A 24,307-nucleotide genomic window follows, 5' to 3' on the forward strand; every position below is an offset into this window, starting at 1 on the left:
GATCTGATGCACTGGCACAAGGGATCGGAGGGGGCCACATGGACGATACGCAAATCGGCGAGCGTGACCGGCGCGGCGATTGGGCCCCCAAGGCGCGCATCGCCTATCCCCCGGTGCTGACATGGCCAGCAAAACCGGTCGCCGCGCTGCGCTGGATCTTTGGCTGGCCGGGGTATTTCATGCCCTGGAACATGCTGTATTTCCTGGTCGCGCTGGTCGTCTGGGTGTACCTCAGCCCGCCGATGCAGGCGATGGCAGACCTCGACCCGCTATGGATCGCGTATCTGCTGGCGCGCAACGCCGCCATTGTCGCCGTGTTTTTCGGGGCGTTCCATTTGCGGCTCTACGTCCAGCGGGCACAGGGCGACCGCTTCAAGTTCAATGCCCGCTGGCCGTCGCGCGACAGCGGGCAGTTCCTGTTCCGCAACCAGACGCTCGACAACCTGACATGGACCTTTGCCAGCGCCATTCCGATCTGGACCGCGTTCGAGGTGCTGATGCTCTGGGTCGCGGCGAACGGCTATGTGCCGCAGGTGACCTTCGCTGACAATCCAGTTTATTTTGTTGTCCTTCTGGTGCTTGTTCCGGTTCTGCGCGATCTGCATTTCTATGCCATCCACCGGGCAATCCACTGGCCACCGCTGTATCGGCTGGCGCACAATGTGCATCATCGCAACGTCAATCCCGGTCCATGGTCCGGCCTGTCGATGCACCCGATCGAACACATACTTTATTTCTCCGGCGTGCTGGTCTTCCTGCTGATCCCGTTCCACCCGCTGCATGTGCTTTCTGTGCTGATCCACACCGCACTCAGCCCCGCGCCGGGCCATGCCGGGTTCGAACGTATCGAGGTCGGCGACAAGACGTCGATCAAGACGCATTGCTACGCCCATTACCTCCATCACAAATATTTCGAGTGCAATTACGCCGACGGAATGTTCCCGCTGGACCGCTGGTTCGGTACGTTCCACGACGGCTCACCCGAGGCGAAGGCCCGCATGAAAGAGCGTCTGCGCGACCGCAACAGGGCCAAGACGCGCCCGACCTGACGGTCAGCCACCGCGTTTCAACCGGGCCGCACGACCGCCTCGCCGCACAGGGGCGGCGGCCTCGGCACGGGCGGGAAGGGCATCCATGATCGCGCGGCGGGCTTCGGACGTCATGCGGGACCATTCCCCGATCTCGTCCATGGTTCTATGACAGCCCATACATAACCGCGTTTGCGGATGGACCACGCAAAGTTTCACGCAGGGACTTTCAATTTCGGAACGGCTCCAGACGCCATCGGATGTCGGATCATGAGTCACAGGGCGGCTCCGATATGGCGCAGACGGTCCAGCGCGCCTTGCAGGATAAACCCGGCAGCGACGTGATCTATGACCTCTGCGCGACGCTTTCGAGACGTATCCGCCTCCAGCAGGATGCGTTCGGCAGCTACTGTCGACAGACGTTCGTCCCAGTATCCGATGGGTGTATCGATCCGCCGTGCCATGTTGCGGGCGAAGGCGCGGGTGGCTTGACCGCGCGGGCCCTCGCTGCCGTCCATGTTCAGTGGCAGGCCAAGGATGATGCCGACGACCGTTCGCGCCGTCAGCAGCGCCTCGATTGCGACGGCATCGGCGGTGAACTTGGTGCGGCGGATCGTCTGCAATGGCGTGGACACGCTGCGGAAGGTGTCGCTGACGGCCACGCCGACGGTTTTGGTCCCAAGGTCCAGCCCCATCAGCGCGCCGTGCGGGGGCAGGGCGGCGGCGAACCCTTCGATGGTCTCGTGGATCAAGGGTTGATCCCGGCACGGTCTGCGGCGCGGGCCAGCGTGTCCAACGCCCCCCGGTCGGCGGCGAACACGGTCTTTGCCTCGGCATAGACGGTCGCGGCAGCATCGGTGCGTCCCAGCACGCCGTAGGAGGTGATCAGCCGCGCCCATTCCTCCGCCGTCCCGCCCTCGCTCGCCAACCGTTCGGACAGGCCCTGTACCATGTTGCCGATCATCTCGATCCGATCCTGCGGGGTCATGTCGCCCGCCGCCTCGATATCATCCACCGACGGTCCGCGCGGCTGCGGCAGCTCATCCAGCGGGGTCGGGTCGCCGGCCAGAACCGAAATTTCTTCGATCTGGGCATAGATCGGGTCCAGCCAGGGGTCACCCGGTGCGCTTTCGGCAATCAAGCCGCGCCAGATTCCAAAGGCACGATCCGGGCGACCGCCCTGCGCATACATCAGCCCCGCATAATATCGCGCTGTGCCGTTTGCCCGGTCGCGGCGCACCGCCTCGGACAGCGCGGTCTCGGCCTGGGGCGAGACATAGCCGCCCGCTGCCAGAATCATCAGCTCGGCCAGCAGGGCGAATTCCTCGGCCCCGGCCTCCTCGCCCAGAATGGCGATTACCCGGTCCTGCGATTGCCAGGCCGCCTCCAGATCGCCAAGTCCCGCTTGTGTCTGCACCGCCAGCCGCCAGCCCCGCAAGTCGTCGGGACGGGCCGCCAAAACCTGCTTCAGCTCCTCGGCCAGACGGGTCACGTCGGCGCGGCTGTCGTCGATCTCGTCGGGCACGGCAGCCTCGGCACGGGTCTGGTCGGGGCGCGCGGCACGCGCCTCCTCGATCCGCAGAATGCGCCCTTGCAGGGGGTAATCCGGCTTGCCCGGTGTGCCGATCCAGAAATAGATGCCCAGCGATACGGCGATCACCGGCACCCCGATCAGGCCCAGTCCCAGCCAGGAATTGCCGCTCCCGCGTACGCCGTCGTCGCGGACCCGGTCGGCAGCCAGAAGACGGCGCGCCACTTCGGTGCGGGCGGCCTCGGCCTCCTCCGGGTCCAGGGTTCCGCGCGCCGCGTCCCGCTCCAGCTCGCGCAGCTGATCGCGATAGACATCCACGTCAGGGCGAACGCCCGGCCCGGCACCGCCGCGCAGCGCAGCCGCCATCACAAGAATACAAGCCGCAAGAAGCAGCGCCACGACAATCCAGAACATCAGCAATCCACCCGGTCTATCATTCCGCTCCTCTAACGGTCTTGGAGCCGCGACAGAAGCCCCCCTTGCGGCTTCGTGATCGGACGGTCTAGGCCATGCGAAACGGGCCTCGGAAAGGGACCGATGTCGCGGATGTTCACAAACATGCCGCTGTGCCCATATTGCCCGCTCCCGGATCGGGGCAAACCGGGCCATACGTATCGAGGGGAGCCTTTGCGCATGCGACGTTTTTCCGCCTTTGCCATCGCCCGCGAAGCCCTCCGCAACCACGAGGGCTGGGGCCGCACCTGGGCCAGGCGACCGCCCGGCAAACGCTATGACGTCATTATCGTCGGTGCGGGCGGGCACGGGCTGGCCACGGCCTATTATCTTGGCAGGAACCACGGCATCACCAATGTCGCGATCCTTGAAAAGGGCTGGCTGGGCGGCGGCAACACCGGGCGCAACACGACAATCATCCGCTCGAACTATCTTCAGGATCCATCGGCGGCGATCTACGAAAAGGCGCGCTCGCTCTATGAGGGCCTGTCGCAGGAACTGAACTACAACATCATGTTCTCGCCGCGCGGCGTCATCATGCTGGCCCAGACCCATCACGAGGTGCGGGGCTATAAGCGCACGGCCCATGCCAATTCGCTGCAAGGCGTGACCACCGAATGGATTGGACCGCAGCGCGTCAAACAGCTCTGCCCGATCATGAACATCGAAGGGCCGCGCTACCCCGTCCTTGGCGGTTTGTGGCAGGCCCGTGGTGGCACCGCACGCCACGACGCGGTGGCCTGGGGCTACGCCCGCGCCTGCACCGACATGGGCATGGACATCATTCAGAAATGCGAAGTCACCGGCATCGCGCAATCGGGCGGCAAGGTTACAGGTGTGCAGACGACGCAAGGCGATATCGCCTGTGGCAAGCTGGGCCTGGTGACGGCAGGTCATTCCGGCGTTCTGGCGCAGATGGCCGGGTTCCGCCTGCCGCTGGAGTCGGTCGCGCTGCAGGCCCTGGTGTCCGAGCCGGTCAAGCCCTGCATGGATGTCGTCGTCATGGCCAACACCGTCCACGGCTACATGAGCCAGTCCGACAAGGGTGAAATGGTGATCGGCGGCGGCACCGACGGTTATAACAACTATACCCAACGCGGCAGCTTCCAGCATATCGAGGAGACGTTGCGCGCCCTGGTCGAAACTTTCCCGATGATATCGCGTCTGAAAATGCTGCGCCAATGGGGGGGAATCGTTGATGTGACGGGTGACCGCTCCCCGATCCTGTCGAAAACTCCGGTGGACGGTCTCTTTGTCAACTGCGGCTGGGGCACGGGCGGCTTCAAGGCGATCCCCGGATCGGGCTGGGGCATGGCCGAGTTGATGGCGAAGGGTCATTCCCCCCTGACAGCCGCCTTCGGCATGGAGCGATTCCGCGAGGGTCGGTTCATCGACGAATCTGTCGCCGCCGGGGTGGCGCACTGATGGCCGGTTCCTTGTGCGCCGTGCGCGACACTTCACGACACTTTGAAACACTGTGTCGCAGGACTAGGCGAAACCTATGGCAGACTCTATGTGTTAAGGATTACCTGTTTTCTTACATAGGCCAACTGCCATGGCTCGCATTTTACCCAGACGCCTTCCGCGCGGTATCAACTTCCTTCTCGGCGGTATTGTCGTCGCCGTTGGTTTCATCATGTTCGCGCTTCTGGGCGGATCGTTCGACCTTGGGGTCGGCGGTGCGCCTGAAGTTCGGATCGAAGCCAGCTCCGCGACGCAATAACAGCCTGACACCGGGCACCTCCGCCCATTTTGACGGAAGTGTGCGATGCTGCTGCTGACCTGTCCGAACTGTGGCCTGTCGGTCGAAGAAACAGAGCTTGCGCCCGGTGGACAGGCGCATCTGAAACGCTTCGGGCCTGAATCTACCGACGAGCAATTCGAAGAGTACATGTTTCTGCGGGACAACGCTAAAGGTGTGCACTTCGAGCGCTGGCGCCACGCCTATGGCTGCGGCAAGTGGTTCCTCGCTGCGCGCGATACGTCCAGTTTGCAGGTCTACGGCACCTATTGTGCACAGACGACCGAACCGCCTGCCGACATCCTTGCCCGCATCGCCAAAGGGCGCAGCGCATGAGCCGCCGCCTCAAGACCGGCGGCCGTCTGATCGACCGCAGCAAACCGATCGAGTTCACTTTCGACGGGCGAAGCCTGCGTGGCTATATCGGCGATACGCTGGCCTCCGCCCTTCTGGCGAATGGCCAGATTGTGATGGGCCGCAGCTTCAAATATCACCGACCCCGGTCCGTCGTCGGCTCAGGCCCCGAAGAACCCAATGCCTTGATGCAGATCGGCGAGGGAGCGCATTTCGAGCCGAACCAGCGCGCCACGATGCAATCGCTTTATGACGGTCTGGTTGCACACAGCCAGAATGCCTGGCCGTCGCTCGCCTTCGATATCGGACGGATCAACGACTTCGGGTCGCGTTTCCTGCCCGCCGGATTCTACTACAAGACGTTCATCCATCCGCGCGCCTTCTGGAAACATGTATTCGAGCCGGTAATCCGCCGCGCCGCCGGTCTGGGGGCCGCCCCGACCGAGGCAGACGGCGATCGCTACGAACATCAGTATGCCTTCTGCGACACCCTGATTGTCGGCGGCGGCATCGCGGGCCTGACGGCAGCCCTTGGATCCGCGAAGACGGGTGAGCGCGTCATCCTGGTCGAGCAGGGCGCGACCTGGGGCGGTCGCGCCGTGGTGGACGGAGCGACCATCGACGGGAAGACCGCAGCGGATTGGGTAAAGAACGCAATCGAAGAACTTGAAAAAAAAGATAATGTGACGATGATAAATTGTTGCGAAGGATCGGGCGTCTACGACCACGGATATGTCCTGTGCACGGAAAATCTGACCGGTCATCTGGCCGCGAAGACCGGTCCGCGTGAGCGGCTTTGGCGCATACGGGTCGGGCGTGTGATCACGGCAACGGGGGCCATCGAGCGCCCGCTCAGCTTCGCGGGCAACGATGTGCCCGGTGTCATCCTTGCCTCGGCCCTGCGCGATTATGTCGTCAATCATGGCGTCTCGATGGGCGAGCGCACGGTCGTCGTGACCAACAACGACGATGCCTATCGCACAGCCAAGGCGTTGATCGAAGCGGGCCTCAGGGTTCCGGCAATCATCGACGCGCGCCAAGCTGTCGACAGTACAATGGTAAAAGAAATCAAAGCGCTCGGGGTCAATGTTCACAAGGGTCGCGCCATTGCCAAGGTGCATGGAAATGCCAAGGTTACGGCTGTGTCCATCTGTCTGCAATCCGGTGACGGCACCGTCCTGCAGGAAATTCGCTGCGATGCCGTGGCTATGTCCGGAGGTTGGTCGCCGGTCGTCCACCTTTGGTCGCACTGCGGGGGCAAGCTCTGGTGGGATGAGGAACGCGCCATGTTCCGCCCCGATCCCGATCAGCCGCCGAGGGGGGCAGACGGCAAGGGGTTTGTGATCACTGCCGGAATGGCATCGGGTGCGCTGACCACCGCCGAGGTGTTGGACGATGCCGCCGAAGCCGCCGCAATCGACGCCCCACCTTGCGAAAGCTCACCCGAGGTGCCGATCCTGCCGGTCTGGATGATGCCCGAAGGCGCGGATCATGCGCTGCGGTCGAAGATGTGGCTCGACTATCAGAACGATGTGAAAGTCTCCGACGTCCGGCTTGCCGCGCAGGAAGGGTTCGAGTCGGTCGAACACGCAAAACGTTATACCACGCTGGGCATGGCGACGGACCAAGGGAAATTAAGTAACATCAACGGGCTGGCTATCCTTGCTGATAGGCTGGATACAACTATTCCGCAGGTTGGAACCACGACGTTCCGTCCGCCTTATACGCCGACGACAATCGGGACTCTGGCAGGCGAAGCACGCGGGGCTATTTTCCAACCGTTGCGCCGCACACCGATCCACGATTGGAACGAGGCCCACGGTGCGTTTTGGGAACCCGTCGGCCAATGGCGTCGCGCCTATTGCTTTCCGCAGGGCAGTGAAACCCATGCGGAAGCCGTCTCGCGCGAGGTGAAAAACACCCGGCAAAGCCTTGGAATGCTTGACGCTTCAACTTTGGGTAAACTCATCGTTCGCGGGCCGGATGCCGGGCGGCTGATGGATATGCTCTATACCAACATGATGTCCACGCTGAAGCCGGGACGATGCCGCTATGGTCTGATGTGCGACGAGAACGGTTTCCTGATCGACGATGGCGTCGTGGCGCGGATCGACGATCAGACATGGCTTTGCCACACCACGACCGGCGGAGCGGATCGCATACATGGGTGGATGGAAGATTGGCTGCAATGCGAATGGTGGGACTGGAAGGTGCATGTCGTCAATGTCACCGAACAATTCGCGCAGATCGCCGTCGTCGGGCCGAATGCGCGCAAGGTGCTGGAAAAGCTGGGCGGTATGGACGTGTCTGCCGAGGCATTGCCTTTCATGGCCTGGACCGACGGACGTTTGGGCGACTTTGCTGTCCGCGTTTTCCGCATCAGCTTTTCGGGCGAACTGTCCTATGAAATCGCCGTGCCCGCGTCGCAGGGTCTGGCCCTCTGGACGGCTTTGATGGAGGCCGGGGCCGAATTCGGCGCGACTCCCTATGGCACCGAAGCGTTGCATATCATGCGGGCCGAAAAGGGATTCATCATGATCGGGGATGAGACTGACGGCACAGTCATTCCGCAGGATCTGGGGCTGGACTGGGCGATCTCGAAGAAGAAGGACGATTATCTGGGCAAGCGCGGTCAGGCACGGTCCGAGTTTCAGAAACCGGACCGATGGAAACTGGTCGGGCTGGAAACGCTGGACGGTTCGGCGTTGGAAGACGGGGCCTATGCGGTGGGCGAAGGCGTTAACGACAACGGGCAGGCGATCGTGCAGGGACGCGTCACCTCGACCTATATGTCGCCGACGCTGGACCGGGGTATCGCGATGGGTCTCGTCGAACGCGGCCCGGACCGAATGGGCGAGGTGATCCGCTTTACCCGTATCGGCCAGTCGCCGGTCGAAGCCAGGATCGTCGATCCTGTTTTCTTTGATCGGGAGGGGGAGAAATCAAATGTCTGACATTTCGATTACCGTCCGGCCGCCGGTCGGCATGATCACCCTTCGCGGCGACATGACAGCACTTGGCAAGGCCACGAAGAAAGTAGCGGCCTGCGCTTTGCCGCCGATGCGGATGTCGACCGCGTCCGACACCGGACGCCTGATGTGGATGTCGCCGGATGAACTGATGCTGGTATGTGATCACAGCTATGCGGATCGCTTGGTCGCCGATATGACACAGGTGCTCGGCACGTCGTTCACCACCGTCATCAACGTGAGCGACGCACGGCAGATTTTTGATATTAAAGGAAAAGATGTCGAAAATTTTCTGTCAAAACTGATGCCCGTCAATTTCGACACTTTTGCTGAAACCGAAGTGCGCCGCACCCGAATGGCGCAAATTCCCGCCGCGATCTGGCGCGGGGGCGACCACTGGCGGGTCATGTGCTTCCGCTCCGTCGCCCTCTATGCCGAGGATGTGCTGCGCAACGCGATGCCTGTCGGGGCTTGACCCGGACAGGTTCAGACCGACATGTCCCTAAGTGAACCCAACAGGAGAGATATCATGGCCTTTGAGCTTCCCGACCTTCCCTATGCCCACGACGCCCTGGCCTCCAAGGGGATGTCGAAAGAGACTTTGGAATATCACCACGACCTGCACCACAAGGCCTATGTCGACAACGGCAACAAGCTGATTGCCGGGACCGAGTGGGAGGGGAAGTCCCTTGAGGATATCATCACCGGCACCTATCAGTCCGGGTCAGTTGCCCAGAGCGGTATATTCAACAACATCAGCCAATTGTGGAACCATAACCAGTTTTGGGAAATGATGGGACCGGGCGACAGCAAGATACCGGGCGAAGTCGAAAAGGCGCTGACTGACAGCTTTGGATCGGTCGACGATTTCCATTCGGAGTTCGCCGCCGCCGGTGCCGGGCAGTTTGGCTCGGGCTGGGCCTGGCTGGTCAAGGACAAGGACGGCGGCCTGAAAGTCACCAAGACCGAGAATGGCGTGAACCCCGTTTGTTTCGGTCAGACCGCGCTTCTGGGCTGCGATGTCTGGGAACATTCCTACTACATCGATTACCGCAACAAGCGGCCCGCTTATCTGGACAACTTCCTGAAAAACCTTGTGAATTGGGAAAACGTCGCTTCGCGTATGTGAAGCCCCATCAAATGTCAGACATATGAAAAGGGGCCAACAGGCCCCTTTTTTCACACCTGGAACCGGCCTACGTGATGGAACGTTGATTAGCGAACTTGCAACGGAGGACAAACCATGGCCGAGCGACATCGCTCCAGCGACGGAACCCGCGAGACGGATCAATTCATCAAGGACATGCCCGACACGCCAAGCCAGCAAGGTCGCACGGGTGGGGAACTTGCCCGTGATATTGGCACCGAAGACGCGCTCAAGCGGTCAACCAGACAAGGTGTGTCCGGTGTGACGCGCGTTACGAAGTCCAAAGAAGATCAAGATTTGGAGGACAAATGATGCCCAGTCTGAAAAACGGCACGATGGTCGTTGTCGCCGACAGTGAAAAGGCCCTGTTCCTCGTGAACCTGACGGACGCCGAGGATCCGAACCTTGAAGTCGTACGCAAGGACGAGGAAGACAATCCGCCCGATCGCGAGCAGACCGAGAACCGTCGCGGCCGGGTGCAGGAAAGCGCCGGATCCGGAGTATCCGCATACGAAGAAACGGATTTTCATGAGCTGCAAAAGGAGCGGTTTGCGAGCGATCTGGCCGAGAAGCTTTACATGATGGCGCACAAGGGTCGGTTCACATCGCTGGTGATCGTCGCGTCGCCGCAGGTGCTGGGCGTCTTGCGCGCCGAGATGCACAAGGAAGTCGCCGACAAGGTGGTCGCCGAAATTCCCAAGACGTTGACCAATCACCCGCTGAACGAAATCGAGAAGCTGGTGAAACACGATTTGGCCGAAATGAATTCTGCCGCCTGACAGTCATTCCAGCATGGACAGGGCGGTCTCTGCATCAGGGGCCGTTCTGAAGAAAGACAGAATCGACGCGTCCGCGAATCCGCGTGCGACGATGGTATCCAGCAACGTCAGAAGCGGGTCCCAGTATCCCGCGATATTCAGCAGAACGATGGGCTTTTCGTGCAGTCCGAGCTGGCGCCAGGTCAGCACTTCGAAGAATTCGTCCAGCGTACCCGCACCCCCGGGAAGAACGATGATGGCGTCGGCGTTCATGAACATGACCTTTTTTCGCTCGTGCATGGTTTCGGTGACGACGAAGGCCGTCAGGTCCAGCTTGCCGACCTCCAGCGTCATCAGATGCACGGGAATGACGCCAAAGGTTGTGCCGTCCGTCGCCTGGACGCTGCGGGCGACCCGGCCCATCAAGCCAACGTCGCCCGCGCCATAAACCAACCGCCAGTTCCGATCCGAGATGCCGCGACCCAAAGCGTCGGCCGCCGTGGCGAAGGATGGATCGTTGCCATCGCGCGAGCCGCAATAGACACAAACCGATTTCGTCATGGCATACATCCTTTTGTCGTTTTGACCGAAGCCTATGCCGTTGCTAGGGTCGCGGAAAGCCCGGCTACGGGTCCAAGGGGGATTAAGGAAATGACGAACGGCGTTTCAGCCGGGCGTAGGACCATCGGGGTCCTCGTCATTCTGGCAATCGGGTGGGCCGGGTTCGTCCTGCTGAAACCGCGCGACCTGCCGTCGATGCCGGAGATGGGGACCGGATCGCCCGACAAAGTCTCGGGGCCAAGCGAGGTTCTGGTCATGCCGGATACCGTACCGACGCCCGAAACTCCGGATGCGCCCAAGGTCCTGGCCGACATGACCCTGCCAAAGATGGACGTCGTGCGCGTCGACGGATTGGGCGCGACGGTCGTGGCCGGAAATGCCGCCCGCGACGTGGACGTCATATTACGCCTGGACGGGCAGGAGGTGGCCACGGCGCGCACCGATGCCGACGGTAATTTCGTATCGCTGTTCGATTTGCCCATAACCGACGCACCCCGCATTCTGACGGTCGAGACGCGGGGTGCGGACGGCGTGGTGGCGCGCGCCACCGACAGCATCATCGTTGCCCCGACCTTCCCGACGGCGCCCACTCAAGACGACATCCCCAGAACTGTGACGGAAACGGTCGCGTCGGAGGCCGACGTCCCGCGACCGCCGGACAACGGCGCACTCCCGCCAGTGGACAGCGATAACCTTCGCGTCGCGGCGGTGCCGCCCCCGCAGATCGCCCCCGCGCCGACTCGCCTCGATAGCGCTTCCACCGCAGAGGGCGGCGTGATTGCGGAGGACGTGAGCGTGGCGGATGCGACCGGGACGGGCGCAATCGTTAAAGACCAGACCGTGTCGGATGAGATCGGGACGGACGCGACTGCGGGCATCGCACCCTCGCAGACGTCCGATGCCCCGGAGATCGGAACAACCCGGATCGTGACGGCCGGGGATGTCCCCACCGTCCCCCCTCAGATCGACGTCGCGCCAGCCGCCCCCTCTTCGGTGTCGTCGATTACCGCGTCAGATGCGCCCTTGCCGCCTGTGCCGTCCCCGTCACCTGCACGCGCCGCGACGCCGCCGCGTCTGTTCCGTGCCGGGGCAGGTGGCGTAACGGTTTTGCCCGACAACACGTCCCCGCCGGACGTGCGACAGGATCTGGGCATCGACGCCATCAGCTATGACGCGGCGGGCGAAGTGCAGCTGGCCGGACGCGGTGTCGGCGACACGCAGATCCGCATCTACCTCGACAATCGGCCCATTCAGCAGGCCCGCGTCGATCGCGCAGGCACCTGGACCTCGCCACTGCCCAATGTCGACAGCGGAACCTATACCCTGCGCATCGACTCGCTGGCCGCCGATGGCACCGTCACCGGTCGTGTGGAAACACCGTTCCAGCGCACCGCCCCGGCAGTCGCCGCGGCCTCGCGCCGCGATGGCGTGACCGCGATCACCGTGCAGCCCGGCTATACGCTTTGGGCGATTTCCGAGGGGTATTTCGGCGAAGGCATTCGGTACGTTCAGATATTCGAGGAAAATCAGGATTTCATCCGCGATCCTGATCTGATTTACCCCGGTCAGGTTTTCAAACTCCCCGACGTGGAATAGGCACCGGCAGCACAGGTTTCCATTCTGGCCACCGCGCCATAGGTTGCAAGAAACCGATATATCCGGAACATCCATGGCCCCCACCACCCTGACCACGACAGAAGCGCCGGCGGACGCCTGGGGCATCATCCGCCGCGTCATGCCGTATCTGTGGCCCCCCGGCGACAGCGGGGTCAAAATTCGCGTTTCGGCGGCGCTGATCATGCTGGTGGTCGCAAAGGTCATCGCCGTGACGACACCGTTTTTCTACAAGGCCGCCGTCGACGCACTCGCACCCGATACGATGACACCGGCGTGGGCTCTCGGCCTGGGAGCGGTCGGCCTGACCGTCGTTTACGGCATTGCGCGGGCCTTCAACATCGGTTTCCAACAGCTGCGCGACGTGATTTTCGCCCCCGTGGGTCAGCGGGCACTGCGCCGTCTTGCCGCCGAAACCTTTACGCATATGCACCGCCTGTCGATGCGCTATCACATCAGCCGCAAGACCGGCGGTCTGTCCCGCATCATCGAACGGGGGGTCAAGGGTGTCGACTTCCTGTTGCGGTTCCTGCTGTTTTCCATCGGACCGCTGGTGCTGGAACTGGCGATGATCTGCGTCATCCTCTTTTTCGTGTTCGATGTCTGGTATCTGGTGATCGTGCTGGTCACCATCACGGCCTACGTCGCCTTCACATTCAAGGTCACCGAATGGCGGGTGAAAATCCGCAAGGTGATGAACGATCAGGATACCGACGCGAACCAGAAGGCCATCGACTCCCTGCTGAACTTCGAGACGGTCAAGTATTTCGGGGCCGAAGCGCGCGAAGCGGCCCGCTATGACGGTGCCATGGCACAATACGAGGGCGCGGCCCTCAAGACGGCCTATTCGCTCGCATTCCTGAACTTCGGTCAATCCGTTCTGATCACCGGGGGGTTGGTCGGTGTTATGGTTCTGGCGGCGATGGGGGTGCAGGCGGGCGATCTGACGGTCGGCGATTTCGTCATGGTGAATGCCTACATGATCCAGATTACGCTGCCGTTGAACTTCCTTGGTACAGTATATCGCGAAATCCGTCAGTCGTTGGTCGACATGGGCGAGATGTTCGGCCTGCTGGGGCAACCGGCCGAAGTGCGCGATGCGCCGTCTGCGCCGGAGTTGCGCGTTGATCGGGGCGAGGTCGTCTTTCGGGATATCCGGTTCGGCTATGATCCTGCGCGCCCGATCCTGAAAGGTGTATCGCTGACCGTCGGGGCCGGGCAGACGGTCGCCGTGGTCGGGCCGTCCGGGTCCGGCAAATCGACCGTCGGACGTCTGTTGTTCCGGTTCTACGACATCGACGCCGGTGCGATCGAGATCGACGGGGTCGACATCCGGTCCGTCTCGCAGTCCAGCCTGCACCGCAAGATCGGCGTGGTGCCGCAGGATACCGTGCTGTTCAACGATACGATCCGCTACAATATCGCCTATGGTCGCCCCGATGCCAGTTTTGAGGAAATTCGCGAAGCCGCACGCGCCGCCCGCATCGAGACGTTCATCGACATGCTGCCCGATGGCTATGAGACAACGGTGGGAGAACGGGGGCTTAAGCTGTCGGGCGGCGAGAAACAACGCGTCGGGATCGCGCGGACCTTACTGAAAGACCCGCCGATCCTGTTGCTGGATGAGGCGACGTCGGCTCTGGATACTGAAACCGAACGGTCCATTCAGTCCGAATTGCGGACCATGTCGCAGGGTCGGACGGTCATCACCATCGCGCACCGCCTGTCGACGGTTGTGGATGCCGATATGATTGTCGTGCTGGAAGACGGGCTGATCGTGGAGTGGGGCACGCACGATCAGCTTCTCCTGCACGACGGTCGATATGCCTCGATGTGGCAGCGGCAGTTGTCGGAAGACGAAGCAGCCTGACCAGACAAGCGCGCGATGGTCTGTCTGTCCCGCCCGCGATTGCGAACTCCGAGTTGTCGATCTTGCATTTGACCCCGTTCGCGGTGGAACCGTGCGGTTCGGACAGGGGGAAGAGCAGGGTGTCACCGCAATTTGCACAGGCGGTCGTACAGGCAGGGTATACGACAATGAAGGCTGTCGAACCTGGCACCGGCGGATCGCCTGTACGTCGGACAGGAGCTAATTTCGGATAGCAGTACAATCGGTTGAACCGGATCTACCGCCGCAGATCTCTGTAGCGCGTGCCCGTCAGAACAATTCGTCGCCATCCGTTTCCCCGAGATCGGGCTGACCGCTGAGCCGTTGTCGAAGGCTCTTCTGCCGCGCGAGCGCGATAGTGGCGAGGGAAATCGGTTCCCCGTCGGCAACTGCCAGTTTTGCAAAGACCTCTCCCAGATCGGCGATCGTCTGGCTGACCTGATCCAGGACCTGAAGCTCAGCGATCATACGGCCGGATACATCCTGGGCCGCGATTTCTTCGCTGATGGCATCTTGCAGGCGCAGAAGACGAAACGCCGCCTCCCGGCATTCGCTCGCAACGCGGCCCGCGAAATCCCCGGAACAGACGGTCATCTACAGGCGACCCACCACCGCTTCGATACAGCTTTTCAACTGTGCCGCGGTGAAAGGCTTGGTCAGGAAATTGTTCATCCCGAGCCTCTGCCCCGTCTCGATGACCGTGGCATCGCCCCGCCCCGAGATCAGAATGAACCCGACCTTCTGGGTCAAGGGTTCCGCCCTGAGATGCTGCAAAAGCTGCAGCCCGTTCAGTTCCGGCATATAGAGATCGGACAGCACCAGATGCGGAACTTTCTCACGCGCGTAAAGCATGCCGGTTCTGCCGTTTTCAGCATAGCTCACGTTGCCTATCCCAAGCGTATCGAGAGCCTGCAGCAGGATCCCCCGGCTGGTCGACATGTCGTCGACGACAAGAACGCGCAACATGTCCCTCAACGGCATCGGATGGCCTTTCGGGCTAAAACATTTTCATCCGGTAAGGGACGTCGAAAGGTCGTGCGACCGGCAGATACCAGTTCGGGTCGGTCACCCAGCAGGCGCTCGGAGTGACCAAGTACCAGCATTCCGGCAGGAGCCAGGCGCGCCCGCAACCGTTCATGCACTGCTTTTTGTACGACCGCGCTGAAATAGATAGTCACGTTGCGGCAGAAAATGACGTCGAACTGGCCGGGCAGGTCGAGATCATCCAGCAGGTTGTGATGCCGATATGTTATTCCCCCACGCAGCAGCGCAAGAAGGTGATCGGGAGCTTGCGGCAGATCTCGGGTGCGTCCTCCAGGCAAACTCGAAACCGCCGCCAGGGCAGGTCCAAGCGTGGCGCTGTCGTCGCGGGTGCGGGCCGTTTCCAACACGCTCAGATCTACATCGGTGGCGATGATCTGGGCATCATTTGTCCAGCTCGGCCCGAAGACATGCAGACAGACCGCGGCGATGGACAGTGGCTCCTCCCCCGTGGAACACCCCGCCGACCATATCCGCAATCCGCCGCCCGCCTCCACACCCTGCCGCCGACGGTCCAGCAGGTGCTGCGCCAGCAGATCGAAGTGATGTGGCTCGCGGTAGATTGCCGTGACATTGGTGGTCAGGGCCGATACGAGGTGCCGCCGCTCGGTCGTACCGGCCGCACCCGGATCGCCTATCAGCCGGACATAGGTCTCGAAATCGTTCAGCCCATGAAACCGCAGGCGTCGTTGCAAGCGGGACGCAAGAAAGGTCTTTTTCGTCTCGGGCATATATAGTCCGGCTTCGCGCTCAACGATCGCAGCGATTGCCCGATAAGATCGGTCGGCAAGCGCGATCACGTCATCGTCCCAGCGAATTGCGTTCCGATAGGTGGGAGGATGCGCGCGATGAGCAGGACCTGGATCATCACATCGTCGACCACAAACAGCCGGTCCGCCATCGCATTGTCATCACCGTCCCCGACCTGCGGCACGTCCTGCAACTGGTCCATCCGCGGATGCACGATGTCCGAAACCGCCTCCACCAAGAGGCCGTGAACGCGGGCCCGGTCCTGAATGACAATGATGACATTGCGCGGATCGTCATCTGTCGGAGGGCTGCCCAACCTATGGGCAAGATCCATGACAGGCAGGACCGAGCCGCGCAGATTGACCATGCCGCGCATGAAAGGCGGGGCATGGGGCAGGGGTGTCGGCTGACTCCAACTGCGAATTTCACGTACGGACATGATGTCGACAGCATAGCGCTGACCGCCGCAGCGGAATGTCAGCAATTCGCTGCGGTCCTCAAGCGGATCGACCGGACCAGCGGCAGCGACGGATGGGGCGATGGTGGCGGTCTGGTTCATTGAAGCGAACTCTCAGGAAAAAGGGCGGGTGTCGGACGTTTGGTCTGCAGACCAGATGTCGCGGCGATTCCGGCCGGATCGACAATCAGTGCGACATGACCGTCGCCAAGAATGGTGGCAGCGGAAACGCAGGGAACATGGCCGAAATCCTCGCCGAGGCCCTTGATGACCACCTGTCGCTGAGCCTCGATGGCATCGACCCGAATGGCGAAGGGGCCGCTATCGTCGGATTGCACGAACAACAGGGCATTGTCGTCATCATCGGCCGCATCGCAGTCGGCGCTGCCATCTGAGCGGGAACGTAAGGCGGACGGAAAGCCCATGCCCTGCGCCAGATCGACCATCGGAACGAAGCGATCGTGGAGCTGAACTACCGTCTGCCGACTGCCTAACCGTTCGATCCGCGCGGCACTGATGGTTTGCGTTTCGATAATTGCAGAGAGCGGTATCACCATTCGCTGGCTGTTGCTGCGCACGATCATACCATCAAGGATTGCCAGGGTCAGCGGCAGGCTGATCGAAATCGCGCAACCGAGTCCTTCGGTCGATGTGATTGCGATAGTGCCGTTCAGATCGCGGATCGCACGCTGCACCACGTCCATTCCGACGCCACGGCCCGACAATGACGACACAGTCTCCGATGTCGAGAAACCCGGCAAGAACAGCAATCTGTCAATTTCGCCTGCGTCCAGTATTTTTCCTGCGGGCACCAGGCCGCGGGCGATGGCCCGTTCCAGAACGCGATCTCGATCAACGCCGCGACCGTCGTCCGATACCTCGATTACGACACGATCCGATTGCTGCCGGGCCGACAGGCGCACCACTCCGGTCGGTTGCTTTCCAGCCGCAGTACGTGCCTTGGGATCTTCCAGCCCATGGTCGATAGCGTTGCGGATCATGTGGGTCAGCGGATCACCAAGCCGTTCGACGACGGTCTTGTCGATTTCAGTACCTTCACCATCGGTTTCAAGGCGTACGTCTTTGCCGGTGGACTGCGCCGCCTCGCGGACGATGCGGGTCATCCGCTGGAACAACGATTTGACCGGCTGGGCGCGGATCGACATGACGCTGTCCTGCATGTCGCGCGTCAGCTGTTGCAGGTCGTCAAGGTTGGTTACCGCTTCCGAATGCTGATCCAGACCGGCTCGGATCATGCCCTGTGCCAGCATCGACTGACTGATGACGAGTTCGCCGACCAGGTTCACCAGCCGGTCCACGCGCTCCAGGTCGACCCGAATGGTTGTCATCGGGGGCGGTTTAGGGAGCGGCGTCGCTGGCGCGTCGGGCGGGCGCGGGCTGCACGGCTCAGTGTCGGGCAGACTGTCGAGCCCCGGCTCATCGGGCTGTTGCCGCAATCCTTCCATGGGCGGGGTTACGGATTGATGGGTGACAGGAGCGGACGTCAGGGCGATGGTTGGGGCCGGGGCCAGGCAGATGTCGAGGACGCAAAGGTCGAGGGCAAACTCGAATATCGCCTCGATCTCGGTCTCGGTAAGATCTGGTGCACTTGGGATCAGCCGGATCATCCACCGCAGGCCAAGCACCTGCGGGTCCATGTTCCCGAGCGGGGGCAGGCCTTCGAGAAGAGCCTCGACCTCGATCCGGCCGAGGACTTCAAGAGCGCGAAACAGGAACAGCGGTTCATTCCCGCTGATCAGAAGATCAGGAAGCGGTTCAAATGTAACGATCCAGGTGCGATTATCAGGGACACCTGTCGTTTCCGGCATGTCCGTAAAGGCGTCATCGAACAGGGGCGCGACATCCAGATCCAGCATAACCGGTGCAAAATCCACCGCCGGATCGGAGCTGACAGCAGCATCGTCCGTCCCGGCGAGCAAGCCCATCAAATCCGCCGTATCTGGCAGGGTGGGCGTATCGCCGTTGCGGCAGGCTTCGATAAGGTCGCCGAGTTGGTCTCCGGCTCGCAGCAATACACTGACGGCGGCGGCGTCCGGGGCGAGGCGGCCACTGCGAAGTGCATCGAGAGCCGTCTCGAATTCGTGCGAGAACGCGACCAGCGGCTTCAGGCCGAAGGCTCCAGCACCGCCCTTGATCGAATGCACGGCCCGGAAAACCGCATCGACGGTATCGGCATCCTGCGTCCCGGCGTGCAGCGCCAGCAGCCCGGCCTCCAGACTTTCCAGAAGCTCCGCGCATTCCTCGAAGAAAGTGACCCTGATCGCGTCCATCGGATCCATCAGGTCAGTCCGGTCACAGTCCGCAATGCCCCGACAAGTCGGGCGGGATCGAAAGGTTTGACGATCCAGCCCGTCGCCCCGGCGGCGCGCGCGCGCAATTTCAATTCGCGTGCATTTTCGGTTGTGAGGACAAGGATCGGTATCCCCGAATATTTCTCCTGCTTGCGTATCCTTTCAATGAATCCGAACCCATCGAGCCTTGGCATGTTCAGGTCCGTCAGGATGGCATCGGGGCGCTTTTCCAGCCCGTCCAGCACCTCGATCCCGTGGAGTCCGTCTTCGGCAAGGGTCGTCTCGATACCTTCGCGTTCCAGCGTCAGGCGCACCATGTCGCGGATTGTCCGGCTATCGTCTATGGCCAGAACCCTCATGTCGGACACTCCGCCGTCTGCATCCGCTCAAGCGACACGCCCAGTATCCGCGCCGATGCCATGAACGCCGCCGAGGGACGGTCGATCCGCAGACTGTGCTGTCCGGCCATCTGATGATCACGCGCCGCGGCAAGAACCTGAATTGCAGGTGCCGTCATGACCGAAACATGGCTCGCGTCCAGGACGATGTCGCAAGCCGCCGCCAGCACCGCCGTGCGCAGATCGCGTGCTGTCACGATGTCGAGCCGGTCGGCAAGGACGATCGTTTCGCCCCGACCTTCGGAGGCAGTCGTGCCGCCATCAGTCATGCTGTCGTCAGTTGCATCGCACACCGCCTCTCGCAATTGGATGAGGCATGCCTAATCGCAGGTCGCTAAGAAACCGTTACCGGACCAACCCTTGAATGCCGATCATTCCGAGTGTTCGATGATCTCGCGCAAATGCGCCGCGCATCCGGTCAGGGCGGCAAAGTCGTCGGTCACCAGATGCACCGGAAAATTCGCCATGAATCCGGCGAACCGGCCCTTGTCGCGGAAGGCCTCGGCAAAGCCCATCGCGGCCAGATGCGGGGCCATCGCGCGGGCTACGCCGCCGACCAGATACACACCGCCCAGCGGCAGGTGGATCAACGACAGATTACCCACCACGGTGCCCAGGATGCGGATGAACTGCTGCACGGCGGCTTGCGCCCGGGGATCGGATGTAACCCGCTGCATGATTTCGGCGGCCAGAAGTTCGTCGGTGCTGCCTGCCTCGGATGCCAGCCAGCGATAAACCTGTTCCAGACCGCGCCCCGATAACACATCCTCGACCGCCGGAAACCCGTGAGAGGTCGAGGCGAAGGTGCAGAGCCGCAGTTCGGCTTCGGTGCGGATCGGCAGATTGGCGTGACCGGCTTCGCAGGCCGGGACAAGACGGCCCTGCGCGGTCTGATGGACGGGGGCCGCATTGAACCCGGTGCCGACGCCGATGACCAGTCGGACGGCTTCCGGGACGCCATCAACAGCGATCACCGTCTGGCAGGCATCGGCCGACAGATGACCCAGAGCATGGCCCTGCGCCTGCAGATCGTTGAGAATCGCGCCCTGTCGCGCAGAGGTCGCCTCGATCAGGCGTGCAGTGTCGATCGACCAGTCGAGATTGGTCAGCTCGGCCCGCCCTTCGGCCACAGGACCCGCGACGGCAACGCAGGCGCCCACCGGGTCGGGTCCGGGCAGGTCGACGCGGTATTGGCGCAGAACAGGCGCAAGATTGGCGAAGTCGCGATTGGAGTAGCGGCGGATCGTGTCAGGCAGGACGATGCCACCCTCGGCCATGGCCACGCGGGTATTGGTTCCGCCGACATCGGCCACGAGGAAGAGCGCATCTGACATGCTCAAGCCCGTATCAATCGGCCAGCGCGCGGGCAAGCGCGTGATAGCTTGCCTTGGGCGTGCGCGCCTGTGTCGCGAAGTCGACATGGACCAGACCGAACCGCTTGTCATAGCCCAGCGCCCATTCATAATTGTCCAAAAGCGACCAGAACGTATAGCCCTTCAGCGGCAGGCCTTCGGCAATCAACTCGCGGGCCACGGTGACATGCGCGTCCAGATATGCGATGCGCTCGACGTCGGCACGGGCGGCGGTGTCACGATTGGCCATGCCGTTCTCGGTGATGAAAAGCGGGGTGTCGCCGGTATAGTCGGCGACGGTCCGGCGCAGCAGCCAATCGAAACCCTCGGGGCAGATTTCCCATCCCATTTCCGTTCGGGGGGGCGGCCCCTGAACCAGTTCCATATTTGGCCAGTCCCCGGTGCCAGCCGCGATCCGCTGGCATGTATAATAATTTACACCAAACCAATCAATATCTTGCGATATGATCTTCATGTCACCTTGCCAATCGTTCGGCAGATACGCCTGAAACCCCTCGAGAATATCGACGGGGTAGCTTCCCTGCATCATCGCCCCGGCAAACCACCGGTTGTAGATGCCGTCATATCGCTGTGCTGCGGCGCGATCTTCCGGGCTGTCGCTGGCCGGGATAGCATATTCCATGTTGCAGACGGCCCCCAGATTGGTCGCGCCAGCGCCGCGCAGGGCCTGAATGGCCAATCCGTGTGCCAGGCCGACGTGGTGCATCGCCCGGACCGCCGCGCCAAGGTCGGTCAGTCCGGGGGCATGGACCCCCATGTAATGGCTGAGCCAGGCAACGCACCAAGGCTCGTTGATCGGTGCGACGGAAAACAGCCGGTCGCCCAGCCGGTCGCCGATCAGCGCGGCGAAATCTGCAAACCGTTCAGGGATGTCGCGAACCGTCCAGCCGCCAAGATGTGCCAGCGTATCGGGCAGTTCCCAGTGATACAGGGTCGCCATTGGTTTCAGCCCGCGCTCCAGCATGCCATCAATCAGCCGATCATAAAAATCAATACCTTCCGCGTTGACGTTCACGCCGTCCGGCATCACCCGCGCCCATGACGTCGAGAACCGATAGGCGTCCAGCCCCAGATCGCGCATCAGATCGAGGTCTTCGGGCCAGCGGTGGTAATGATCGCAGGCGATATCGCCGTTTTCGCCGCCTTCGACCTTGCCGGGCGTGGCGGCGAAAGTGTCCCAATGGGTCCGTCCTGCACCGCCATATGCATGCCCCTCGATCTGATAGGCCGAGGTGGCGGCGGCGAACAGAAATCCGTCGGGAAAATCGCTGCGTCTGAAGGTGAAGTCTGTCATGTCGGTGCCGGCCCCGTGGACGCCCCGAGAACCAGTTCGCATTCCCATGTCTCCTGCACGGGCGGGGGGGTGTCGTCGCCGATCCGGTCCAGCAGGATCTCGGCGCAACGCCGTCCTGCAGCCCGGACCGAGGATCGCGTGGCCGTGAAGATCGGCACTTCGACCCCGTTGGCCAGATAGCTGAGCATATCGTCGTGGATCACGACAGAGACGTCGCGTCCCATCCGCAAGCCACGGTCCTCGATCGCCCGGCGCACACCGATTGCCATGATAAGTGACGAAACCAGAAACGCGGTCGGCGGATCAGGCAGAGCAAGCATCGACAAGGCTCCGGAATGGCCGCTGAGTTCCGTCATTTCGGACGATGCCATCAACTCCGGATCAAGTTCCACAGCCCGTGCCGTCAATGCTGACGTCATCCCGTCACGGCGTCGACGCGCGAAGTCCATCGTCTCGATCCCGTTGAGAAAGCCGATCCGCCGATGGCCAAGATCCAGCAGAAGATCGGTTGCCCGCTTGAACGCCCGCATATTGTCGATATCGACATAGCTGTAATCCTTCGGCTCGACCGGGGCGCGGCCATGGACGACGAACGGCAGGCCGGTGGTTTGCAACAGCGCGATCCGGGGGTCGCCTGTTCTTGGCCCATGAACGATCAGCCCATCCACCGATCCGGCGCTGGCCATCTGACGATAGGCGCGTTCCTCGTCGCCGTCCGACACCACTGACAACAGCATATCGTATCCGGCCTTTGCATAGACATCGCCGGCACCCGCAATGAAGTCGGCGAACACAGGGTTCACCATCTCGTGGTTGAAGGCAGTGGGGATCACATGGCCGATCGCCATGGCGCGCCCGGTCGCCAGGGCCGCGGCGCGTCGATTGGGACGATACCCATGGGCGATGGCGGCGTCGTGGACACGGCGACGGGTCTCCTCCTTCACTTCGGAGTAGCCACCGAGCGCCCGGCTGACCGTGGTAGGCGACAAACCCAAAACCTTCGAGAATTCCCTGAGGTTCACCCGAACCTCCCATATAAAGCGTTTTCAAATTTTCCGAGTATTATCCGGATGGTCATATTGGTGCCCCTCAAAGCAGGTCGCGCGCAAGCTCAAATTGCCATTGCCAGCATGGCATCTGAGCCATTGTGATCGTTGACATAGATGTCACATTCGGACAATCTCGCAACATGAAAGCGGTTTGGTTATTACGCCGCAGCGCAGCGAGAACAGGCAGAAATGCCTACTGGGAGGAAAGATGAAAAATCTGTTGACCGGCACCGCCGTGGCGATGCTGACCGCGGGGATCGCATCCGCCGAAGGGCACCTGGCATTCACCCCCGGTGAGGGTGACTTCAACTGGGACAGCCTGACGGCATTCGGTGAAGCCAATGACCTGACCGGCCAGACCGTGACGGTGTTCGGTCCGTGGCGCGGCGATGATCAGGCCCTGGTCGAGAATGTCATCGCCTATTTCGAGGATGCGACCGGCGCGACCGTGGAATATTCTTCATCCGAGAACTACGAGCAGCAGATCGTGATCGACGCCGAAGCGGGCAGTCCGCCGGATGTCGCCGTCCTGCCGCAGCCCGGCCTGATCGCCAACCTGGCCAGCCGTGGTTTCATCACACCGCTGGGTGATGAGACGCAAACGTGGCTTGAAGAAAACTACGCCGCTGGCGAAAGCTGGGTCAGTCTGGGCACCTATGCCGGGCCGGACGGCGAAGACCGCCTTTATGCCTTCCCCTATAAAATCGACGTGAAATCACTGGTCTGGTATTCGCCTGAGAACTTCGAGGACGCGGGCTATGAAGTCCCCACTTCCATGGAAGAGTTGAAGGCGCTGACCGAACAGATTGTCGCCGACGGGGGCACGCCCTGGTGTATCGGTCTGGGGTCGGGCGGTGCGACCGGCTGGCCCGCCACCGACTGGGTCGAAGACATGATGCTGCGTACGCAGCCACCGGAAACCTATGACGCATGGGTCAACCACGAGATTCCGTTCGACGACCCTGCCGTCATCGGCGCCATCGAGGAGTTCGGATATTTCGCCCGCAACGACGATTTCGTCGCCGGTGGGGCGGGGGCTGTCGCCTCGACCGACTTCCGCGACAGCCCCAAAGGCCTGTTTGCAAGCCCGCCGCAGTGTTACATGCACCATCAGGCCAGCTTCATTCCGACGTTCTTCCCCGATGGGATCGAACTGGGTCTGGACGCCGACTTCTTCTACATGCCGTCCTACGCTGGCAAAGATCTGGGCAATCCGGTTCTGGGCGCAGGCACGCTGGCCTTCATTACCAAGGACGGCGATGGGGCCCGCGCATTTCTGGAATTCCTCAAGACGCCCATCGCGCATGAAATCTGGATGGCTCAGTCGGGCTTCCTGACGCCGTTCAAATCGGTCAACACCGCCAATTATGCCAACGATACGCTGAAGAAGCAGGGCGATATCCTTCTGGATGCCACGACATTCCGCTTCGATGCGTCCGACCTGATGCCGGGCGCCGTGGGCGCAGGCAGCTTCTGGACCGGGATGGTCGACTATGCCGGGGGCAAGGACGCCGCCGAGGTCGCCGCAGAGATCGAGCAAAGCTGGCCCGCCAACTGAGGCGTGTCTTACCGGGCCGCCCGCAGACTGC

Annotated in this window: 26 protein-coding genes; 12 read left to right on the plus strand and 14 right to left on the minus strand. The window is 61.9% G+C overall.

Annotated elements, in window-relative coordinates; translation table 11 throughout:
* Positions 1 to 38 precede the first annotated feature (38 nt).
* Positions 39 to 1,049: a sterol desaturase family protein gene (locus tag AC13C2_RS09595; protein WP_482886686.1), complete on the plus strand. Its 1,011-nt coding sequence runs from the start codon at positions 39 to 41 to the stop codon at positions 1,047 to 1,049.
* Between the two features lie 3 nt (positions 1,050 to 1,052).
* On the opposite strand, the gene AC13C2_RS09600 is transcribed toward AC13C2_RS09595, so the two are convergent.
* The 3 genes from AC13C2_RS09600 to ccmI are packed head-to-tail and all read right to left on the minus strand — an operon-like array spanning position 1,053 to position 2,973.
* Positions 1,053 to 1,307, minus strand: coding sequence for a DUF1289 domain-containing protein (locus AC13C2_RS09600; RefSeq protein WP_092761339.1), 255 nt, complete (start codon positions 1,305 to 1,307; stop codon positions 1,053 to 1,055).
* Positions 1,304 to 1,780: a Holliday junction resolvase RuvX gene (gene ruvX / locus AC13C2_RS09605; protein ID WP_092761341.1), complete on the minus strand. Its 477-nt coding sequence runs from the start codon at positions 1,778 to 1,780 to the stop codon at positions 1,304 to 1,306. Before ruvX ends, AC13C2_RS09600 begins: the two co-directional genes overlap by 4 nt.
* The gene (gene ccmI / locus AC13C2_RS09610) at positions 1,777 to 2,973 is read right to left on the minus strand and encodes a c-type cytochrome biogenesis protein CcmI (RefSeq protein WP_092761343.1); all 1,197 of its coding nucleotides are present in this window, start codon (positions 2,971 to 2,973) and stop codon (positions 1,777 to 1,779) included. The genes ruvX and ccmI overlap by 4 nt, the downstream gene beginning before the upstream one ends.
* A gap of 219 nt (positions 2,974 to 3,192) precedes the next feature.
* Here ccmI and AC13C2_RS09615 point away from each other — a divergent pair, with 219 nt between their 5' ends.
* From AC13C2_RS09615 to AC13C2_RS09650, 8 genes are all read left to right on the plus strand, one after another.
* The gene (locus AC13C2_RS09615; RefSeq protein WP_482886687.1) at positions 3,193 to 4,437 is read left to right on the plus strand and encodes a sarcosine oxidase subunit beta family protein; all 1,245 of its coding nucleotides are present in this window, start codon (positions 3,193 to 3,195) and stop codon (positions 4,435 to 4,437) included.
* 130 nt (positions 4,438 to 4,567) lie between these two features.
* On the plus strand, positions 4,568 to 4,735 hold the full coding sequence (locus AC13C2_RS09620) for a hypothetical protein (RefSeq protein ID WP_175495799.1): 168 nt from the start codon (positions 4,568 to 4,570) through the stop codon (positions 4,733 to 4,735).
* A 45-nt stretch (positions 4,736 to 4,780) separates the two neighbouring features.
* Entirely contained in the window at positions 4,781 to 5,089 is a 309-nt protein-coding gene (locus AC13C2_RS09625; protein ID WP_482886688.1) for a sarcosine oxidase subunit delta, read from the plus strand.
* Positions 5,086 to 8,061, plus strand: coding sequence for a sarcosine oxidase subunit alpha family protein (locus AC13C2_RS09630; protein WP_482886689.1), 2,976 nt, complete (start codon positions 5,086 to 5,088; stop codon positions 8,059 to 8,061). Before AC13C2_RS09625 ends, AC13C2_RS09630 begins: the two co-directional genes overlap by 4 nt.
* 52 nt (positions 8,062 to 8,113) lie before the next feature.
* Positions 8,114 to 8,551, plus strand: coding sequence for a sarcosine oxidase subunit gamma (locus tag AC13C2_RS09635; RefSeq protein WP_482887003.1), 438 nt, complete (start codon positions 8,114 to 8,116; stop codon positions 8,549 to 8,551).
* Positions 8,552 to 8,605: 54 nt separating this feature from the next.
* Positions 8,606 to 9,205: a superoxide dismutase gene (locus AC13C2_RS09640; protein WP_092761353.1), complete on the plus strand. Its 600-nt coding sequence runs from the start codon at positions 8,606 to 8,608 to the stop codon at positions 9,203 to 9,205.
* A 114-nt stretch (positions 9,206 to 9,319) separates the two neighbouring features.
* Positions 9,320 to 9,535 (plus strand): hypothetical protein, encoded by a 216-nt coding sequence (locus tag AC13C2_RS09645; protein WP_092761355.1) that lies wholly within the window; start codon positions 9,320 to 9,322, stop codon positions 9,533 to 9,535.
* Positions 9,535 to 10,002 carry a host attachment family protein gene (locus tag AC13C2_RS09650; RefSeq protein WP_482886690.1) on the plus strand — a complete coding sequence of 156 codons (468 nt, stop codon included), beginning with the start codon at positions 9,535 to 9,537 and terminating at the stop codon, positions 10,000 to 10,002. The genes AC13C2_RS09645 and AC13C2_RS09650 overlap by 1 nt, the downstream gene beginning before the upstream one ends.
* A gap of 3 nt (positions 10,003 to 10,005) precedes the next feature.
* Here AC13C2_RS09650 and AC13C2_RS09655 read toward each other — a convergent pair whose 3' ends face one another.
* Positions 10,006 to 10,542, minus strand: coding sequence for an LOG family protein (locus AC13C2_RS09655; RefSeq protein ID WP_092761981.1), 537 nt, complete (start codon positions 10,540 to 10,542; stop codon positions 10,006 to 10,008).
* Between the two features lie 90 nt (positions 10,543 to 10,632).
* Here AC13C2_RS09655 and AC13C2_RS09660 point away from each other — a divergent pair, with 90 nt between their 5' ends.
* Positions 10,633 to 12,138, plus strand: coding sequence for a LysM peptidoglycan-binding domain-containing protein (locus tag AC13C2_RS09660; RefSeq protein ID WP_092761358.1), 1,506 nt, complete (start codon positions 10,633 to 10,635; stop codon positions 12,136 to 12,138).
* 73 nt (positions 12,139 to 12,211) lie between these two features.
* Complete coding sequence (locus tag AC13C2_RS09665; protein ID WP_424338263.1) at positions 12,212 to 14,026, plus strand: ABCB family ABC transporter ATP-binding protein/permease; 1,815 nt, start codon at positions 12,212 to 12,214, stop codon at positions 14,024 to 14,026.
* 288 nt (positions 14,027 to 14,314) lie between these two features.
* Here the strand turns inward: AC13C2_RS09665 and AC13C2_RS09670 are convergent, their stop codons facing one another.
* From AC13C2_RS09670 to AC13C2_RS09715, 10 genes are all read right to left on the minus strand, one after another.
* The gene (locus tag AC13C2_RS09670) at positions 14,315 to 14,638 is read right to left on the minus strand and encodes a hypothetical protein (RefSeq protein ID WP_092761362.1); all 324 of its coding nucleotides are present in this window, start codon (positions 14,636 to 14,638) and stop codon (positions 14,315 to 14,317) included.
* Positions 14,639 to 15,025, minus strand: coding sequence for a response regulator (locus AC13C2_RS09675; RefSeq protein ID WP_092761364.1), 387 nt, complete (start codon positions 15,023 to 15,025; stop codon positions 14,639 to 14,641). It lies immediately after the preceding gene.
* Positions 15,016 to 15,885 carry a CheR family methyltransferase gene (locus tag AC13C2_RS09680; RefSeq protein WP_482886691.1) on the minus strand — a complete coding sequence of 290 codons (870 nt, stop codon included), beginning with the start codon at positions 15,883 to 15,885 and terminating at the stop codon, positions 15,016 to 15,018. The genes AC13C2_RS09675 and AC13C2_RS09680 overlap by 10 nt, the downstream gene beginning before the upstream one ends.
* On the minus strand, positions 15,882 to 16,394 hold the full coding sequence (locus AC13C2_RS09685; RefSeq protein WP_092761368.1) for a chemotaxis protein CheW: 513 nt from the start codon (positions 16,392 to 16,394) through the stop codon (positions 15,882 to 15,884). Before AC13C2_RS09685 ends, AC13C2_RS09680 begins: the two co-directional genes overlap by 4 nt.
* Positions 16,391 to 18,592, minus strand: a complete 2,202-nt coding sequence (locus AC13C2_RS09690; RefSeq protein WP_482886692.1) for a chemotaxis protein CheA — start codon at positions 18,590 to 18,592, stop codon at positions 16,391 to 16,393. Before AC13C2_RS09690 ends, AC13C2_RS09685 begins: the two co-directional genes overlap by 4 nt.
* Positions 18,592 to 18,963 carry a response regulator gene (locus AC13C2_RS09695; RefSeq protein WP_092761372.1) on the minus strand — a complete coding sequence of 124 codons (372 nt, stop codon included), beginning with the start codon at positions 18,961 to 18,963 and terminating at the stop codon, positions 18,592 to 18,594. The genes AC13C2_RS09690 and AC13C2_RS09695 overlap by 1 nt, the downstream gene beginning before the upstream one ends.
* On the minus strand, positions 18,960 to 19,271 hold the full coding sequence (locus AC13C2_RS09700) for an STAS domain-containing protein (protein WP_482886693.1): 312 nt from the start codon (positions 19,269 to 19,271) through the stop codon (positions 18,960 to 18,962). The genes AC13C2_RS09695 and AC13C2_RS09700 overlap by 4 nt, the downstream gene beginning before the upstream one ends.
* A gap of 102 nt (positions 19,272 to 19,373) precedes the next feature.
* Positions 19,374 to 20,336 carry a glucokinase gene (locus AC13C2_RS09705; RefSeq protein WP_092761374.1) on the minus strand — a complete coding sequence of 321 codons (963 nt, stop codon included), beginning with the start codon at positions 20,334 to 20,336 and terminating at the stop codon, positions 19,374 to 19,376.
* Positions 20,337 to 20,349: 13 nt separating this feature from the next.
* Complete coding sequence (locus AC13C2_RS09710) at positions 20,350 to 21,669, minus strand: GH1 family beta-glucosidase (RefSeq protein ID WP_482887004.1); 1,320 nt, start codon at positions 21,667 to 21,669, stop codon at positions 20,350 to 20,352.
* On the minus strand, positions 21,666 to 22,691 hold the full coding sequence (locus tag AC13C2_RS09715; RefSeq protein ID WP_092761376.1) for a substrate-binding domain-containing protein: 1,026 nt from the start codon (positions 22,689 to 22,691) through the stop codon (positions 21,666 to 21,668). Before AC13C2_RS09715 ends, AC13C2_RS09710 begins: the two co-directional genes overlap by 4 nt.
* Positions 22,692 to 22,926: 235 nt before the next feature.
* Here AC13C2_RS09715 and AC13C2_RS09720 point away from each other — a divergent pair, with 235 nt between their 5' ends.
* The gene (locus AC13C2_RS09720; RefSeq protein WP_482886694.1) at positions 22,927 to 24,276 is read left to right on the plus strand and encodes an ABC transporter substrate-binding protein; all 1,350 of its coding nucleotides are present in this window, start codon (positions 22,927 to 22,929) and stop codon (positions 24,274 to 24,276) included.
* The last annotated feature ends 31 nt before the right edge of the window (positions 24,277 to 24,307 follow it).

Source organism: Jannaschia sp. L-14R (assembly GCF_056857695.1).